Raw genomic sequence first — 15,215 nt, forward strand, 5'->3', positions numbered from 1 at the left:
GGTAGCCACGGGTCAAACACTCGCGATGTCGGATCCGTTGTTCTCGTCCTGCTTGTCCAGCGTGTCCGCACCATCCGACAAGCCCTGCGCATACGACTGCAGCAGATCGACTTTCGACTTCAGATTGTCGTGCAGGTTCTTGTAGGAGCTGACATAGCCGTACTGGCCGTTCGCGAAGTTGTTGCCGAATTCGTCGTCGCCCCACTTGCCGTGGACTGCCGCGTCGTCGCCCTCCAGCTTCGTCAGCAGGTCCTGGAAGCGCCCGGCGATGCCGATCAGATCCCCGCTGGTCTTGCGCATGTTGTCGGTGTAGGCCTCAACCTTGTCCGTCATGTCGCCCCTCCTGTCAACTCGTCGACGAGGTGCTCAGTGGGCCACGGCAACAAAGCCTTTCCGAGACAACTCCGTTCGATCATCTCATGAATGCCCCATGGCTGTCAGACCAATTTTGTGGGGGCTTCGGGCTGGCCGGATGCCATGCTCGAGCGCCTGTTTCAGCAGCTCATGCTCACGGCCGAGCCTTGCGAGCGTCTGGCGTAGGGCAGGTTGTGCGGCCGATTGAGGTTGGTCCTGTGACGTATTACTCGAAAAGGTTGTGGACGAACGGGATCGAGTCGGGCTGGGAGGCCAGGACGGTGCCACTGTGGTCGGTGGGGTAGGTCTTGAAGGTCAGGGGCTGGTGGTTGGCCCGTAGGACCGCGGCGAAGCGGAGGGTTTCGGGGGTGATGACGTCGGTGTCCAGGAGGCCCTGGCCCATGAAAAGTGGACGGTCGTAACCGGATTCGGGCAGGCCCAGGTAGCGCGTGAGGACGCCGTGGAAGTCGGGGATGTCGGCCAGCGGGCGGGCGAAGAGGTTGCCGCCCACCACCTTTGCCGCGGTCAGGGCATCGGCCAGCGGTTCCAGGCATTCGGTGGCCGCGCGGTCGAGCCAGTATCGGCCCGAATCGGTCAGGTAGGAGCCGATGTTCAGTTCGGGGTAGGTCGTTCGGAGGCCGTTGAGGATGTAGAGCGTGTACGCGGTGGTTTCGCCGCCCACCGCCACCGGCGGGACGCCCGGGCCGAGCGGGGTGATGACGTCCTCGATGTAGGCGGGGGTTCCGGTGGCGACCGCGCCGCGGTAGTCCAGGTCCGGGCCGAACCTGGTCGCGTAGCGGGCGGTGTTCACCGCGGCGCCGGCGCCCTGCGACTGGCCGACGACCACCCATTTGCGGGACAGCGTCGAGTAGTGGCCGGTCGCGGCGCGCACCGCGTCGACGACGTTGTGCGCCTCGACGCGGCCGTTCAGATACGGATGCCCGCCCGGCGTGCCGAGCCCGGCGTAGTCCGCCGCGACGATCGCGTATCCCTGCCGCAGCCAGGTGCCCAGATAGGACCAGTCGCGCTCGACCGCGGCCGGGCCGCCGATGCTGTACGCGCAGTCGTGGCCGAGCCCGACCGTGCCGTGCGCCCAGGCGATGACGGGCCAGCCGCCCGCGGGCGCCGCGCCGGGCGGGAAGTAGATCGCCGCGCTGGCGACGGTCGGGCGGTCGTGCACGGTCGTGGTGTCGTAGAGGAATCGCTGCGCGTGCGCCGAGCCCGGCAGCGTCGCGACGGCCGGGAGCGGCTCGGCCGAGGCGAACGATCCGGTGGGCGCGGCATGCGCGGCCGGCAGCTGCAGCAGGCCGGTGAGCAGCGCGGTGGCCACCGCGGTCACTGTCGGCAGGATTCGCATCGTGCTCCTCGGTGTGGGGATCGTCGGCTCGCGGGTGTGATGCGGCCGTTCGCTGACGCGACCGGCCCGACCAGCGACTCACGCCGGGTCGGACTCAGGTTATGACCGTGATGGGCTGTTGTCGCGGCGCACCGGACCACGTGTCTCGACCGGAGCGCGGCGTCGGTGCCGGGCGAGCGCCGGTGGGCATGCGTTCCCGGCAGTGACCCGCGCCACGAAATCCCCCGCTCGGACGCTGTGAAGGTCGTCACAGACGGGAATGCGGACGCCCCCGTTCGTCCGGTGGTATGGATCACGCAAACAGTACGAGCGTTACGCAAAACCGCATGTCAGACCTACTCGCCGGTAGGCTACTGGCCTGCAATCCGCTCGCAAATTTTGCAGACTTAGCAAATGGGGAGGCAAAGCTAGCCGAGATTTGCAGTAGCAACAGGTAGACGGCACTTTTCGGGTGTGCAATCGTGGTGAAGTACACCCGATGGGCCTAGCAAGCCTGCAAATTGCCGCTCTAGCATGGGGGGCACCGAAACAGGAAGTGGAGTCAGAAATGTCGACCACCGGCACCCCGAAGACCGCTGCGGAGATCCAGCAGGATTGGGACACCAACCCCCGCTGGAAGGGCGTCACCCGTAACTACACCGCCGAGCAGGTGTCGAAGCTCCAGGGCACCGTCGTGGAGGAGGCCACCCTGGCCCGCCGCGGCTCGGAGATCCTGTGGGATCTGGTCAACAACGAGGACTACATCAACTCGCTCGGCGCCCTGACCGGCAACCAGGCCGTGCAGCAGGTGCGCGCCGGCCTCAAGGCCATCTACCTGTCCGGTTGGCAGGTCGCCGGTGACGCGAACCTGTCGGGTCACACCTACCCGGACCAGTCGCTGTACCCCGCCAACTCGGTGCCGACCGTGGTTCGCCGCATCAACAACGCGCTGCTGCGCGCCGACGAGATCGCCAAGGTCGAGGGCGACACCTCGGTCCAGAACTGGCTGGCCCCGATCGTCGCCGACGCCGAGGCCGGTTTCGGTGGCGCGCTGAACGCCTACGAGCTGCAGAAGGCCATGATCGCCGCCGGTGCCGCCGGTGTGCACTGGGAGGACCAGCTGGCCTCGGAGAAGAAGTGCGGCCACCTCGGTGGCAAGGTGCTGATCCCCACCCAGCAGCACATCCGCACCCTGACCTCCGCGCGTCTGGCCGCCGACGTCGCCGACGTGCCGTCGGTGATCATCGCCCGCACCGACGCCGAGGCCGCCACCCTCATCACCTCCGATGTGGACGAGCGCGACCGCGAGTTCCTGGACGGCACCCGCACCGCCGAGGGCTTCTTCGGTACCCGCAACGGCATCGACCCCTGCATCGCGCGTGCCAAGGCCTATGCCCCCTACGCCGACCTGATCTGGATGGAGACCGGCGTGCCGGACCTCGAGGTCGCGCGCAAGTTCGCCGAGTCGGTCCGCGGCGAGTTCCCGGACCAGCTGCTGGCCTACAACTGCTCGCCGTCCTTCAACTGGAAGGCGCACCTGGACGACGCGACCATCGCGAAGTTCCAGCGCGAGCTGGGCGCCATGGGCTTCAAGTTCCAGTTCATCACTCTGGCCGGCTTCCACTCGCTGAACTACGGCATGTTCGACCTGGCCTACGGCTACGCTCGCGAGGGCATGACCGCGTTCGTCGACCTGCAGGAGCGCGAGTTCGCCGCGGCCGCCGAGCGTGGCTTCACCGCCGTCAAGCACCAGCGTGAGGTCGGCGCGGGCTACTTCGACACCATCGCCACCACCGTGGACCCGAACACCTCCACCGCCGCGCTCAAGGGCTCGACCGAAGAGGGCCAGTTCCACTGATGACCTGCGGTGTCGCCAGACACCGCGAGTCCGGTGCCCCGCCGCTCGTTCTCCCGTCGCATCACAGCTAGGGGAACGGACGGCGGGGCGGCCGACACCGTGACCGCTGCACCCGAAAGGGCTGCGGCACTCGGGGTTACGGCAGCGACCGGCCCTCCCTGCGGAACAGCCCCCGGCAGGGAGGGCCACTGTCGTACTTCCCGTATACCGTGATTGATCGAAGCGCCGGAACCCGGCGGCTTCACCCCAAACCATCGCCACACAACCAGCAGGAGCGGGACGTGAGCAGCGAAAAGATTCAGCGCGTCGGCATCATCGGCGCCGGACAGATGGGCGCCGGAATCGCGGAGGTGTGCGCCCGCGCGCACGTCGACGTGCTCGTGTTCGAACAGACCCGGGAGCTGGCCGCCGCCGGCCGCGCCCGCATCCTGCGGTCGCTCGACCGCGGCGTGAGCAGCGGCAAGATCACCGAGCGCGAGCGCGAGCAGACCGCCTGGCGGCTGCGCTTCACCTCCGACCTCGGCGACTTCGCGGACCGGCAGCTGGTCGTGGAGGCCGTGCTGGAGAGCGAGGAGGTCAAGACCTCCATCTTCGCCGAGCTCGACAAGGTCGTCACCGATCCCGACGCGGTGCTGGCCTCGAACACCTCCTCCATTCCGATCATGAAGATCGCCGTGGCCACCACCCAGCCCGAGCGCGTGGTCGGCATGCACTTCTTCAACCCGGTGCCGGTGCTGCCGCTGGTCGAGCTGGTGACCACGCTCAAGACCGGCGAGGCGGTCGCGAAGCGCGCGGAGAACTTTGCCGCGGAGGTCCTGGGCAAGCAGGTCGTGCGCTCGGCCGACCGCTCCGGATTCGTAGTGAACGCACTCCTGGTGCCGTACCTGCTCTCGGCCATCCGTATGGTCGAATCCGGTTTCGCCACAAAGGAAGACGTCGACAAGGCGATGGTGCTGGGCTGCGCCCACCCGATGGGCCCGCTGGCGCTGACCGACCTCGTCGGCCTCGACACGGTCAAGTCCATCGCGGACTCCATGTACACGGAGTTCAAGGAGCCGCTGTACTCCGCGCCGCCGCTGCTGATGCGCATGGTCGAGGCGGGCCTGCTGGGCAAGAAGACCGGCGCGGGCTTCTACCAGTACAACCGCTCCTGATCGACGCCATAGCAGCCCGGATGACCCGCGCCGCCCGGTTCGGCGGCGTCGGCACCGGATCCACCTCTATCGACGATCGTGTCGCCGCGCTGTGCGGCGGCATCCAGCTCTACCGGCCGTAAGCTGCAAACAGGTCGCGGGGACCGCAGCTGCGAGAGGAGTCCAGCTCATGGTCAATGTCACCGACGGCTTCGGATCCAGCATTCTCGGCTATCCGAGGATCGGGCCGCACCGGGAACTCAAGCGGGCCCTCGAGTCCTACTGGCACGGCACCCTCGCGCGCGAGGAGCTGCTGGCGGTCGGCCGGGACATCCAGGAGACCCAGTTCGACGAGCTGGCCGCGGCCGGGCTCACCCAGGTTCCGGGCAACACCTTCTCCTTCTACGACCACGTGCTGGACAACGCGCTGCTGTTCGGCGCGGTGCCCAAGCGGTTCGAGCCCTTCCGGGAGGGCCTGCACCCCTTGGACTTCTACTTCCTGATGGCGCGCGGCCGCCCGGATCTGCCGCCGCTCGAGCTGGTGCGCCTCTTCGGCACCAACTACCACTACCGGCAGCCCGAGCTCGATGCCGGCACCGAATTCTCCCTGCATCCCGAGGCGCTGCTGGACGAGTGGGATCGGGCCAAGGAGCGCGGCATCGAGCTGCGCCCGGTCGTGCTGGGCCCGCTGTCGCTGCTGCTGCTGTCCAAGGCCGGTCAGGTGCCGGGCGAGACCGAGTTCGACCAGCTGAGCCTGCTGGACAAGCTGCTGCCGGTCTACGAGGAACTGTTCGAGATCCTCGCCAAGCGCGGATCGACCTGTGTGCAGCTGGACGAGCCGTGTTTCACCGGCGATCGCACCCCCGCCGAGCTGGCTGCCCTCCTGAGCACCTATCAGCGGCTGTCCACCGCGCCGCTGCGCCCGCGCATCCTGGTCACCGGCCAGTACGGCGATTTCGGCGAGGCGACGGCGATCCTGGCGCAGACCCAGGTGGAGGCGATCGGCCTGGATCTGGCCAGCCATCGGGTGCGGCCCGAGGAGCTGGCGAAGATTCCCGGGATCAAACGCAAGCGGTTGTACGCGGGTGTGATCGGCGGCACCAATGTGTGGCGCGCGGATCGCCGCGTCACCCTGGACTACCTGAACGAGCTGTCCAAGGTCTGCCCGGACATGGTCGTCTCGACCGGTACCACGCTGCTGCACGTGCCCTACGACCTGCTGGTCGAATACGACCTCGAGGGCCCGGTGGCCGATCGGCTGGCGTTCGCGAAACAGAAAGTGCTCGAGGTCGTTTCGCTGGCGAAGGCCCTCACCGATGGCCCGTCGGAGAAGTGGCAGGGCCGCCCGCGCGAGGTGCACTTCAAGCAGAAACATGCTGTGCGACAGCGGGTTTACGCGCTCACCCCGAAGATGCGCGAGCGCGAGCCGTACGAGGTGCGCCGGGAGGCCCAGCGCGAGAAGCTGAATCTGCCGCTGGTGCCCGCGACCACGCTGGGCTCGTTCCCGCAGACCGACGGAATCCGCCAGGCCCGTTACGATCTCGGCGAGGGCAAACTCTCCTACGACGATTACCGCAAGCGGATCGAGGCCGAGATCGAATCGACGATCCGGCTGCAGGAGGACATCGGCCTGGACGTGCTGGTGCACGGCGAGCACGAGCGCAACGACATGATCCAGTACTTCGCCGAGCTGCTCGACGGCTTCGCCACCACGCATTTCGGCTGGGTGCAGGTGTACGGCTCGCGCTGCGTGCGGCCGCCGGTGCTGTACGGCGACGTCTCGCGCGCCGCGCCGATGACGGTGGACTGGACCACCTACGCGCAGTCGCTGACCGACAGGCCGGTCAAGGGCATCGTCACCGGCCCGGTCACCATGGTGGCGCGCTCGTTCGTGCGACAGGACCAGCCGCTCTACGAGACCGCCGACCAAGTGGCGCTCGCGATTCGGGACGAGCTGGCCGATCTGGAGAAGGCCGGGGTGTCGATCATCCAGGTCGACGAGCCGTCCATCCGGGAGCTGCTGCCGCTGCGCGAGGGCACCCAGAGCCGCGAATACCTGCGCTGGGCGGTGAATGCGTTCCGGCTGGCCACCTCCGGGGTGCGGCCGGAGACTCAGATCCACACGCACATCGCCTATTCCGGCCGCGCGGAGATCGTGCGCGCGATCGAGGAGCTCGACGCGGACGTCACCGCCATCGTCGCGACCCGCTCGATCGAGTGGGTGCTCAAGGCCCTGGCCGAGGATGCGGAGGTGGGCCACGGCCTGTCCCACGGCGTCGGCCCTGGCGTGTACGAGAGTCGCTCGGCCCGCATCCCCGACATCGACGAGCTGGACGAACTGCTGACGGCCGCCGCGCAGGCGCTCACCCCGGAGCGGCTGTGGGCCAACCCGGACGGCGGGCTCAAGACGAGGCACTACTGGCAGCTCGAGCCCGCGCTGCGGAACATGGTCGCGGCCGCTCGACGGGTTCGGCGGCGGGCGCAGCAGAGCGAGTAGCGTCGCCGCCTGCGGGCGCGTCATCCAGGGTGCGCGGATGCTGACCGCGGAGCGGTTGCGGGCCAACCCGGACGGCGGGCTCGAGACGAGGCACTACTGGTAGCTCGCGCCCGCGCTGCGGAACATGGCCGCCGCGGCCATGCGAATGCGGCGACGCGTACAGCAGGGCGAGTAGGGGGCGGTGTCGTTCCGGCGTGCCGATGGTCGGATCCGCTGTGCCAGGCCCGTCATTCCGGCCACAGCGCACCGGAGTGACGGGCCGCACGGCAAGGGGGCCGGGGTGCGTGCGCCGGAGTGGTGGGAAGCATGCGCAAATGACGGGCCGCACGGCACGGTGACCAGGGCGCGCGTGCCCGGACCGCGGGGTGCGTGCGGCATGACGGGCCGCATCCGGATGGCGGGAACCATCGGTCGACTCGGCGCGTGTAACGCGGTGACCTCCCGTCGGCACTGTGGTGTGTGAAGCGCACAATCCAGCAATCTCCGACGACCCGCGGGCCGGTCACCGCGGTCAAGGAGCGGGTCGCCGAGGTGGAACGGCGGGTCGCGGAGATCGAGCGGGCCGTGAACGACAGCACCAGCCCGGCGCGGGGGCCCGAGGTCGCCAGTCGCGTGGGCCTCGCGCTCGGCATCGCCATCACGATCTGCTTCGTGACCGGCCTGATCAGCCACTGGATCCAGCATCCGCCGGGCTGGTTCTACTGGCCCGCGAATCCGCCCTGGCTGTATCGGCTCACCCAGGGGCTGCACGTCGTGTCGGGCGTGATGGCGATTCCGCTGCTGCTGGTCAAGCTGTGGTCGGTGTTTCCGAAGTTGGTCGAGCGGCCCGTGATCGGCTCGCCGCTGCGGCTGTTGGAGCGCGGCTCGATCGCGGTGCTGGTCGGGTCGATGATCTTCCAGCTGGTCACCGGGTTGTTCAATACCGCGCAGTTCTACCCGTGGAAGTTCTTCTTCACCACCACCCACTATGCGATGGCATACGTCGCGTTCGGGGCGCTGGCGGTACATCTCGCGGTCAAGCTACCGATCGTGCGGGAGGCGCTGAGCCGTCCGATCGAGGATGCGAAATCCAAGGGGAAGCAGGGGATTTCGAGGCGCGCCATGCTGTCCGTCGCGGGTGTTTCGGCGACCGTGGCGGGGCTGGTGTTCGCCGGGCAGAGCGTGCCGTGGCTGAAGAACCTGTCGGTGCTGGCCCCGCGCAGCGGCAACGGGCCGCAGGGACTGCCGGTGAATCGGACCGCCGCGGCGGCCGGGGTGCACGATCGGGCCATGGATCCGGGCTACCGGCTGACGGTCTCGGCGGGCGGCCGCACCCGCGCCTTCAGCCGGGCCGAGCTGCTGGCCCTGCCGCAGACCACCGCGATCCTGCCGATCGCCTGCGTCGAGGGCTGGAGCGTGTCGGCGACCTGGACCGGGGTGCGGCTGCGCGATCTGGTCGCCGCCGTGCATCCGGGATCCGGCGGGGATGTGCGCTTCACCTCGCTCGAGGGCGGCGGACTGTATCGGGTCACGGTGCTGCCGCGGCGGCACGCCGTCGACGCGCAGACCCTGGTCGCGCTCGCGGTCAACGGCAGCACGCTGGACCTGGATCACGGCTATCCCTGCCGGCTGATCACGCCGACCCGGCCCGGGGTGTTGCAGACCAAGTGGCTGTCCGAAATCGAGGTGCTGTCAGCATGATTGCGACAATTCGAGTACTGCTCGGCCTGGCCGGAGTGTGGCTGGCCTACTACGGAATTTCGCTGTTCCTGTCGTTCCCGCCCGCGGACCTGTGGTCGGTCGTGATCTGGCTCGCCGGGGGAATCGTGTTGCACGACTTCGTGTTCGCCCCGTTGTGCGTGGCCGTCGGGCTGGGCGCGCGGCGCCTGCTGCCCCGGTCCTGGTGGGCGCCGCTGGCCTACGGCTCGGCCCTGACGGTCGTGCTGGGCGCGCTGGCGGTGCCGGTGCTGGTGCCGCACGACACCTTCGGCAACTCCACCGTCGTGGATCGCAATTACCCTCTCGGACTGGGGATTGCGCTGGCGATAGTCTGGATTGCAGTGGCGCTGTCCATCATTCGCATTACGCAACGTCGCAGGACGGTCGCGCCGGTGCCGCGTGGGTAGTGTCGCCCTCGAAGTAGTCGGACAGGCGCCCGCGCACCACGGCGCGGGCGCGGTGCAGCAGCACCCGCTGATTGCCCGGCGTGATGTCGAGCAGCGCGCAGACCTCGTCGGAGGTGTAGCCCTGCATATCGCGCAGCGCCAGCACCGTGCGGGTGCGTTCGGGCAGCGTCGTCATCGCCTGCTCGACCACCCGGAGGATCTCCGCGTGCTCGGCGGCATCCTCCGGCTCGGACCGGCGGTGCGGCGCCACACCGGGGTGCTCGGGCGCGCGGCCGCCGACCAGGCGCAGCAGGTTCGGATCGAGGGCGTCACCCTGGTCCCGGGTGAGCAGGCTGCCGAGCGGGATGGTGCGGCTCTCGGCGATCCCGCGCTTCTTCGCCGTGTTCACCAGGATGCGAAAGACCCACGTGCGCAACGACGAACGGCCCTCGAACGTGGAGATGCCGCGAAACACCGCCAGCCAGCACTCCTGGACGACCTCCTCGGCCGATGCCCCGGTGGACACGAACGAGCGGGCCAACCGCAGCATCGAGGGCGACCAGCTGTCCAGGACCATCGCGAACGCCGCCTCGTCGCCGAGTCGCAGGCGCTCGACGAGCGGATCCTGCGGCGGGCTCGGAACATCGGTGTGGTCCATGGATCCTCCTTGGCCGGGTGGGACTTTCCGGCGGGGCGGGGTGATGAGTTCGACGCTAATAGCGTTCGCGCCGCTTGACCCCGGCCCGGACGCAGTGGTCATACTTTGTTCTCATATGCGGTTCTCTGTCGCTGCGGCGTGTAACGGCCGTGCCCGGGGACGGAACTGAACCTTCTCGATTCCCCTACGGCGCACCACGTCGCCCGACCGATGAACAGGATCGCGATGGACCCGAAGGACTACTCCAGCACCCTGCACAGCCTGCACGGCGTTGCCGAACTCTTGCTGGCCGGACCGCAGTTCCGGCGCAGTGGCACGATCCGGCTGGCGGCCGCCGCGGGTGGGTTCGCGACCGTGCAGCCGCCCCAGCTGGCGGTCGACGGGGAGTGGCTGCTCGCGGCCGGGCGGCGGGTCGGCGAGCTGTCCGGGGCCACGTGTACGGCGCTGGGGGTGGCCGCGGGCGTGGATGCGGGGGCGCCCGAGGGCCTGTACCAGGGCGGTTCGGGGGTCACGGCGCAGGAGACGCTGCGGGTCGATCCGGAGTCCGCGCGGCTGATCGCCCGCGGGTTCGAGCTGGGGGATCGGGCGCTGCGTCAGTTCGAGCCCGGCCAGACCCCGGTGCTGTGGCCCGAGCATTTCGACATGGGGATATCCGTCGACGAGGTCAACTACGGCGTGTCGCCGGGCGACGCCGCCATCGCCGAGCCGTACGCCTATGTCGGGCCGTGGACGCCGCGCGAGGGGGAGTTCTGGAATAAGTCGTTCGGGGCGGCCCGCACCCTCGCCGAGCTGAAGGATGCCGAGGGGATGCGGAAATTCTTCACCGAGGGCCGTCGGCTCGCCGGAGAGTGAGTCGGCCGGTCGGATCACGATTCCATGGCAAGGGTAGCCAAATGATTGCCCGATCGGGTTAGCTGGTCGAGAACCGCAATTCCGGCGCCAGTAGGAGGTCGTCATGGGAATGTTCGACAGGTTGAAGGATGTGGCGGAGAGGGCCATGGGTACGGCCGGGTCGCAGGCCGACAAGGTGGATCCGCTGATCGATAAGGCCGGGCAGACGATCGACGAGAAGACCGGTGGCAAATTCTCCGGTCAGGTCGGCGCGGCATCGGACGCGGCGAAGAAGGCGCTGCGCGAACAGGGCGGTGGCCAGGAGCAGGCTGGGCATCAGTCCGGTGAATAGGATCTTTCCGGCGGTGGGGCGATGCGCGGTATCGCCCCACTGGCGTTTCGCGGGCCGGTTGCATGGTCAACCGTCGCTCCGCACATAGTATTTCGCAAACGTCTCGTTACTTCTCTTCGGGTGAGGAGGGATGGTTGATGCGTTCGCTGGCTGTGGTTCTTGCCGCCGTGGGGCTGTGCACGATGTTCGGATTCGGCGGGGCCGCCGCGCAGCCGGCCGCACCGACGCCGGACGGTAGCTCGCCCCCGCTGGGGGCGGACGACTGGCACTGTGCGCCCACGTCCGCGCATCCCGATCCGGTGGTACTCGTGCACGGCACATGGGGGAATCAGAACAACTGGGACGCCCTCTCGCCGAAGCTGAAAAGCCAAGGCTACTGCGTCTTTTCGCTCAATTACGGCCGGGATGTCAGCAGTACCATCGGCGCCGAGCCCGGCGTCTACGGCACCGGCGACATCCGCGATTCTGCGCTGGAACTCGCAACGTTCGTCCAGAGGGTCTGTGCCGCAACGAATTCCGAGCATGTCGATGTGGTCGCCCATTCACAGGGCGGGGTCGTCGCGCGCCAGTACATGCGATTCGACGGCGGCGTCGATCGTGCCGATCCGCGACGCAATGTGGTGCGCAAGCTGGTGACGATCGGGGCTACCAATCACGGAACGACCTTCAAGGATCTGGGATTCCTGGCGAGCACCGGCAGCTCGTCCGGGCCGATCGCGGGCGCCGTCGCGCAGGTGCTCGGCGTCGCCGCGGCGCAGCAGGTCATCGGCAGCCGGTTTCTGGCGCACCTGAACGCGGACGGCGACACCGATCCGGGAGTCGACTACACCGTCATCGCCAGCCGCGTCGACGACGTGACCACCCCGCCCGAGTCGACCTTTCTGAGCCCGGGGCCGCAGGCCGTGGTCGACAACATCTGGGTCCAGGCGGTGTGCGCGACCGACACCGCCGATCATTCCGACCTGCCGCAGTCGCCCACGGTGATCCGGATCGTGGAGCGGGCGTTGAACCCGGGCTTCTCGGCGGTCAGTCGTTGCGCTCATCCTTGATCGCCCGGACGATCTCGGCGATCTCGGTGTTGATCAGGTTGATCATGCGGGCGCTGTCGGTGCCGTGGGCCATGTCCGGTGGGTCGCCGGTGATGGTGTAGCGGCCGTCGTCGAGCAGATCGCGCCAGCCCAGCCGTCGCCGGGTGATCCCGCGCGGGCCGAAACGCGAACTGCCTTGGCTGATGTCGATCTGCCCGATGCGTTGCGCGGGCGCGGTGAGCAGGTAGTTGGCCAGGTGATCGGTAGAATCGCCGTCGTCCTCGACGAAGTCGTACATCGCGAAGGCGTCGGGGTCGGCCTCGGACTCCGAATTATCCTGGTCCAGACGGATATTCGAGTATCGACCGGCGGGCTGCTCCGGCAGCTCCCGCACGACGGCCGCGGCGAGTGCGATCGCGTCGCACTGGGTGACGACGAATCCCGAACTGTGCCAAATGGTTTTGCCCGGGAGCTGGCGCACGACGTAACCCTGGTCGCCGCGCCGGGCGGCGTAGATGCGGATGCTGCCCTCGGGCAGAAAGGGATCGGCGCTGTCGTGCGCGTGCACGGCAATGTGGATATCCGGATGCGCCAGCGCCTGGAGCACGTGGTCGACATACTCGTCGCGCGCGGCGGCCAGGCGCTCGCGAATCTCGAACTTGGCCTGGTCGAACAGGATTCGGTCGCGCAGATCGGTGGCGAAGCTCAGGGGCAGCGGGAGGGTGTCGTGCCCGGTCTCCTCCCACATCACCACGAACTCCAGATCGGTGAGGCTCCGGGTCATCCGTCCTCGTCCTTCCGCCGCCTGCCCTTGACCGGCACATCCATCACCGATCTGGTCGCCCGGAACTGGTCGCCGAACGCCTCGTCGAGGTTCGCGGTGGAGTTCAGATTCTCCGCCGTCTTGTGCTCCTTGGACTGCCCGCCGCCCCCGGCCGTGCCGCCACTGCCCATTCCGCCCATGCCCCCCATGGGCATGCCGCCCGGGGCCGCATCCAGCCCCGACTCGATGGGCCCGGCTGTGCCGACCGGGTCGTCCGCGGTGAACGCGGCGGCCGTGGCCCGCGGGAACAGGTTCGAGGGCGCCTGATACGCCGGGGTGTCGAAGGCGGGGCCCGCCCCGCCGGTCCCGAATCCACCGCCACCACCGGAACCGCCACCCCCGGCGCCCAGCAGCTTCGACAGGTCGGACATGCTGCCGGGATTGCCCGCGACGTCGGCTCGCTGGGTCGCATCGAGGGCCGCCTTCGGGTCAGCCTGACCGAACAACTGCTGCAGCAGCTGTGGCGCGAAGCTCGCGGCCTGCTGCACAAACGAGGTCGCCAGTGCCTCCAGCTCGCCGATGAAGGAGCCGAACCCCGTGCCGGATCCGCTGACGCCGCCGAAGCCGAAACTGCCCGAACCCGCGGCGCCGAAACCGCTGCCGGAGTAATAGATCGAGCCCGAGCCCAGCGCGCCGCTGGTGCTGCCCGCCCTGATGCTGATGGCGGAAGTGCCGCTGGCACTTCCGAACATGTAGGCGCCACCCGAGCCAAGGACGGGCAGGGTGCCCGAGGCGTCCGTGCCGCCGGAGGTGGCGATGCCCGAGCCCTTGTGGGTCTTCTCCGATTCTTCGGAGCCGGAACCGGAGCCGTACTTGGACTTGTACTCCGAACCCTGTGAGCCGCCCCGGCCGCCGGCGGCGCCGTAGTAGGACGAGTTGGTTCCGGACGGGTTGTTCGTGTTCGAGGGACTGTTCGTGTTCGAGGGACTGTTCGTGGTGGTGTCCGACTGGTGATACTGCGACCCGCCGCCACTACCGCCCGCACCGTAGGAGGAACCCGGGCCGCCGCCGTCGCCGCTGCCGCCGCCCTTGCCCGTACTGATCAAATTCTTGGTGTTCCAGTTCGGAGCCGAGCCCGAGGCGTTCGTACCCGAGCCCGAACCGGATGACCCGCCGTCGCCGCCGTTCCCGCCGCCCGTGTGGTCGTTGGGCTTGTGCGTCTTCGCCATCGGGTTCTTCGCCGGGGTCAGGGACGGGGGGAGCCCCTCGGAGGACCAGGTCACGCCCGGGTCGTAGGTGTTGGTGATGATGTTGATGCCGGCATTGCGCGCGGCGGTCGCGGTGTTGTCGTTCTTGCCGTCCCAGGCGGCCATGGCCGCCGCCATCGCGGAGATCGCCTGATCGATCTGCTGGACGGCGAATTCCAGGGCATTGCCCACCTGGCCGATCTCGGTGGCCAATTGCTGCAGCGACTGGGCGTAGGCCTGACAGGCCGCCAGGGCCGCGTCCTTACCGGTTCCGGCCCATTCCGAGCTGGCATTCTGCAGCCCGGTCATGAAATCGTTTGCGGCCGTGCCGAGCCCGTTGCCCAGCCAGTTCCAGGTCTGCCCCTGTTCGAAGGCGGGCACGTTCTGATCGTGCTGCGAGAAGGTCTTCATGTCGGGCAGGCTCAGGGAGGAGCCCGGCTCGGCCGATACCGGATCGTGGTTGTTCGGCACGCCGTTCTGGCCGGGCACGAACTTGACCGGCGGGCCCAGATGGGAGGGGGCCTTCGTGGCGTTCGGGTTGTATTTCGGCGGTGGGCCGGAGGTACCCGACTGGGCGTTCTTCTGGATCGCCTGGAACTCCCGCGCGGCCGCCTCGGTGGCGCCCTGATAGATCTTCTCCGCCTCGATGAATGCCGGGCCCAGGGCCTCGAGAATCGATACGTGATTGTCCAGCAGCTGGGACACCGTGTCGGCCTGCTTCGAGAACCGGTCCGCCAGTTGGGTTCCCGAGTTCAGAGAGCTGAGCGGCTTGACGTTGCTCAGATTCGCGGACTGCATGGCCTGCTGCCCGGCCTGGATCGTGGCCAGTAGTTCGGCCACCACGGAAGCCAGCGAGTTGCCGATGCCGCTCGGAATGGAGACCGCCCCGTTGGAAAGTGTTGGAACAGGATTCGAACCACCCATAGCCCTTTACTTCCACGAGACCGAGCAAGCCAACCAAAAAACCGTACTCCGGATAATCGCCCTCGTGGCGGAAAACGTTCCACCTGGAGGGACGATCCGTGCCGATGCCTGGATCGTTGCCGCGGCCGGTTGCCTGGAGGCGACCGCTGA

Annotated in this window: 13 protein-coding genes; 8 read left to right on the forward strand and 5 right to left on the reverse strand. The window is 68.2% G+C overall.

Annotated features, from left to right (window positions below):
• Positions 1-12 precede the first annotated feature (12 nt).
• Positions 13-333, reverse strand: a complete 321-nt coding sequence (locus ABH933_RS36990) for a hypothetical protein (protein ID WP_429424658.1) — start codon at positions 331-333, stop codon at positions 13-15.
• A gap of 247 nt (positions 334-580) precedes the next feature.
• A complete protein-coding gene (locus tag ABH933_RS36995; protein ID WP_429424660.1) occupies positions 581-1,711 on the reverse strand; it encodes a lipase family protein in 1,131 nt (376 codons plus the stop codon).
• A gap of 547 nt (positions 1,712-2,258) precedes the next feature.
• On the opposite strand from ABH933_RS36995, the gene aceA reads away from it, so the two are divergent.
• The 5 genes from aceA (at position 2,259) to ABH933_RS37020 (ending at position 9,283) form a co-directional block, all read left to right on the forward strand.
• Positions 2,259-3,548: an isocitrate lyase gene (gene aceA, locus ABH933_RS37000; protein ID WP_215915547.1), complete on the forward strand. Its 1,290-nt coding sequence runs from the start codon at positions 2,259-2,261 to the stop codon at positions 3,546-3,548.
• Between the two features lie 281 nt (positions 3,549-3,829).
• The gene (locus tag ABH933_RS37005; RefSeq protein ID WP_429424662.1) at positions 3,830-4,702 is read left to right on the forward strand and encodes a 3-hydroxybutyryl-CoA dehydrogenase; all 873 of its coding nucleotides are present in this window, start codon (positions 3,830-3,832) and stop codon (positions 4,700-4,702) included.
• A gap of 169 nt (positions 4,703-4,871) precedes the next feature.
• On the forward strand, positions 4,872-7,178 hold the full coding sequence (gene metE / locus ABH933_RS37010; protein WP_429424664.1) for a 5-methyltetrahydropteroyltriglutamate--homocysteine S-methyltransferase: 2,307 nt from the start codon (positions 4,872-4,874) through the stop codon (positions 7,176-7,178).
• A gap of 552 nt (positions 7,179-7,730) precedes the next feature.
• Positions 7,731-8,858: a molybdopterin-dependent oxidoreductase gene (locus ABH933_RS37015; RefSeq protein ID WP_429424819.1), complete on the forward strand. Its 1,128-nt coding sequence runs from the start codon at positions 7,731-7,733 to the stop codon at positions 8,856-8,858.
• Positions 8,855-9,283 carry a hypothetical protein gene (locus tag ABH933_RS37020; protein WP_429424666.1) on the forward strand — a complete coding sequence of 143 codons (429 nt, stop codon included), beginning with the start codon at positions 8,855-8,857 and terminating at the stop codon, positions 9,281-9,283. Before ABH933_RS37015 ends, ABH933_RS37020 begins: the two co-directional genes overlap by 4 nt.
• Here the strand turns inward: ABH933_RS37020 and ABH933_RS37025 are convergent.
• Entirely contained in the window at positions 9,240-9,920 is a 681-nt protein-coding gene (locus ABH933_RS37025; RefSeq protein ID WP_429424668.1) for an RNA polymerase sigma factor, read from the reverse strand. The genes ABH933_RS37020 and ABH933_RS37025 overlap by 44 nt on opposite strands.
• A 225-nt stretch (positions 9,921-10,145) precedes the next feature.
• On the opposite strand from ABH933_RS37025, the gene ABH933_RS37030 reads away from it, so the two are divergent.
• From ABH933_RS37030 to ABH933_RS37040, 3 genes are all read left to right on the forward strand, one after another.
• Positions 10,146-10,772, forward strand: coding sequence for a hypothetical protein (locus ABH933_RS37030; protein ID WP_429424670.1), 627 nt, complete (start codon positions 10,146-10,148; stop codon positions 10,770-10,772).
• A 103-nt stretch (positions 10,773-10,875) separates the two neighbouring features.
• On the forward strand, positions 10,876-11,103 hold the full coding sequence (locus ABH933_RS37035; RefSeq protein WP_429424672.1) for an antitoxin: 228 nt from the start codon (positions 10,876-10,878) through the stop codon (positions 11,101-11,103).
• Positions 11,104-11,240: 137 nt separating this feature from the next.
• Positions 11,241-12,152, forward strand: coding sequence for an alpha/beta fold hydrolase (locus ABH933_RS37040; protein WP_429424673.1), 912 nt, complete (start codon positions 11,241-11,243; stop codon positions 12,150-12,152).
• On the opposite strand, the gene ABH933_RS37045 is transcribed toward ABH933_RS37040, so the two are convergent.
• Positions 12,130-12,915 carry an ESX secretion-associated protein EspG gene (locus ABH933_RS37045; protein WP_429424675.1) on the reverse strand — a complete coding sequence of 262 codons (786 nt, stop codon included), beginning with the start codon at positions 12,913-12,915 and terminating at the stop codon, positions 12,130-12,132. The two genes, ABH933_RS37040 and ABH933_RS37045, sit on opposite strands and share 23 nt — an antisense overlap.
• Complete coding sequence (locus ABH933_RS37050; RefSeq protein ID WP_429424677.1) at positions 12,912-15,065, reverse strand: PPE domain-containing protein; 2,154 nt, start codon at positions 15,063-15,065, stop codon at positions 12,912-12,914. The genes ABH933_RS37045 and ABH933_RS37050 overlap by 4 nt, the downstream gene beginning before the upstream one ends.
• Between the last annotated feature and the right edge of the window lie 150 nt (positions 15,066-15,215).

Source organism: Nocardia sp. GP40 (assembly GCF_050434125.1).
GTDB lineage: Bacteria > Actinomycetota > Actinomycetes > Mycobacteriales > Mycobacteriaceae > Nocardia > Nocardia albiluteola.

Excerpts from the sequence above, each read along its gene's own strand:
- ABH933_RS37040 (WP_429424673.1), top strand. The coding sequence starts at position 11,241 with ATGCGTTCGCTGGCTGTGGTTCTTGCCGCCGTGGGGCTGTGCACGATG.
- aceA (WP_215915547.1), top strand. The coding sequence starts at position 2,259 with ATGTCGACCACCGGCACCCCGAAGACCGCTGCGGAGATCCAGCAGGAT.
- metE (WP_429424664.1), top strand. The coding sequence starts at position 4,872 with ATGGTCAATGTCACCGACGGCTTCGGATCCAGCATTCTCGGCTATCCG.
- ABH933_RS36990 (WP_429424658.1), bottom strand. The coding sequence starts at position 333 with ATGACGGACAAGGTTGAGGCCTACACCGACAACATGCGCAAGACCAGC.
- ABH933_RS37025 (WP_429424668.1), bottom strand. The coding sequence starts at position 9,920 with ATGGACCACACCGATGTTCCGAGCCCGCCGCAGGATCCGCTCGTCGAG.
- ABH933_RS37035 (WP_429424672.1), top strand. The coding sequence starts at position 10,876 with ATGGGAATGTTCGACAGGTTGAAGGATGTGGCGGAGAGGGCCATGGGT.
- ABH933_RS37050 (WP_429424677.1), bottom strand. The coding sequence starts at position 15,065 with ATGGGTGGTTCGAATCCTGTTCCAACACTTTCCAACGGGGCGGTCTCC.
- ABH933_RS37045 (WP_429424675.1), bottom strand. The coding sequence starts at position 12,915 with ATGACCCGGAGCCTCACCGATCTGGAGTTCGTGGTGATGTGGGAGGAG.
- ABH933_RS37030 (WP_429424670.1), top strand. The coding sequence starts at position 10,146 with ATGGACCCGAAGGACTACTCCAGCACCCTGCACAGCCTGCACGGCGTT.
- ABH933_RS36995 (WP_429424660.1), bottom strand. The coding sequence starts at position 1,711 with ATGCGAATCCTGCCGACAGTGACCGCGGTGGCCACCGCGCTGCTCACC.
- ABH933_RS37020 (WP_429424666.1), top strand. The coding sequence starts at position 8,855 with ATGATTGCGACAATTCGAGTACTGCTCGGCCTGGCCGGAGTGTGGCTG.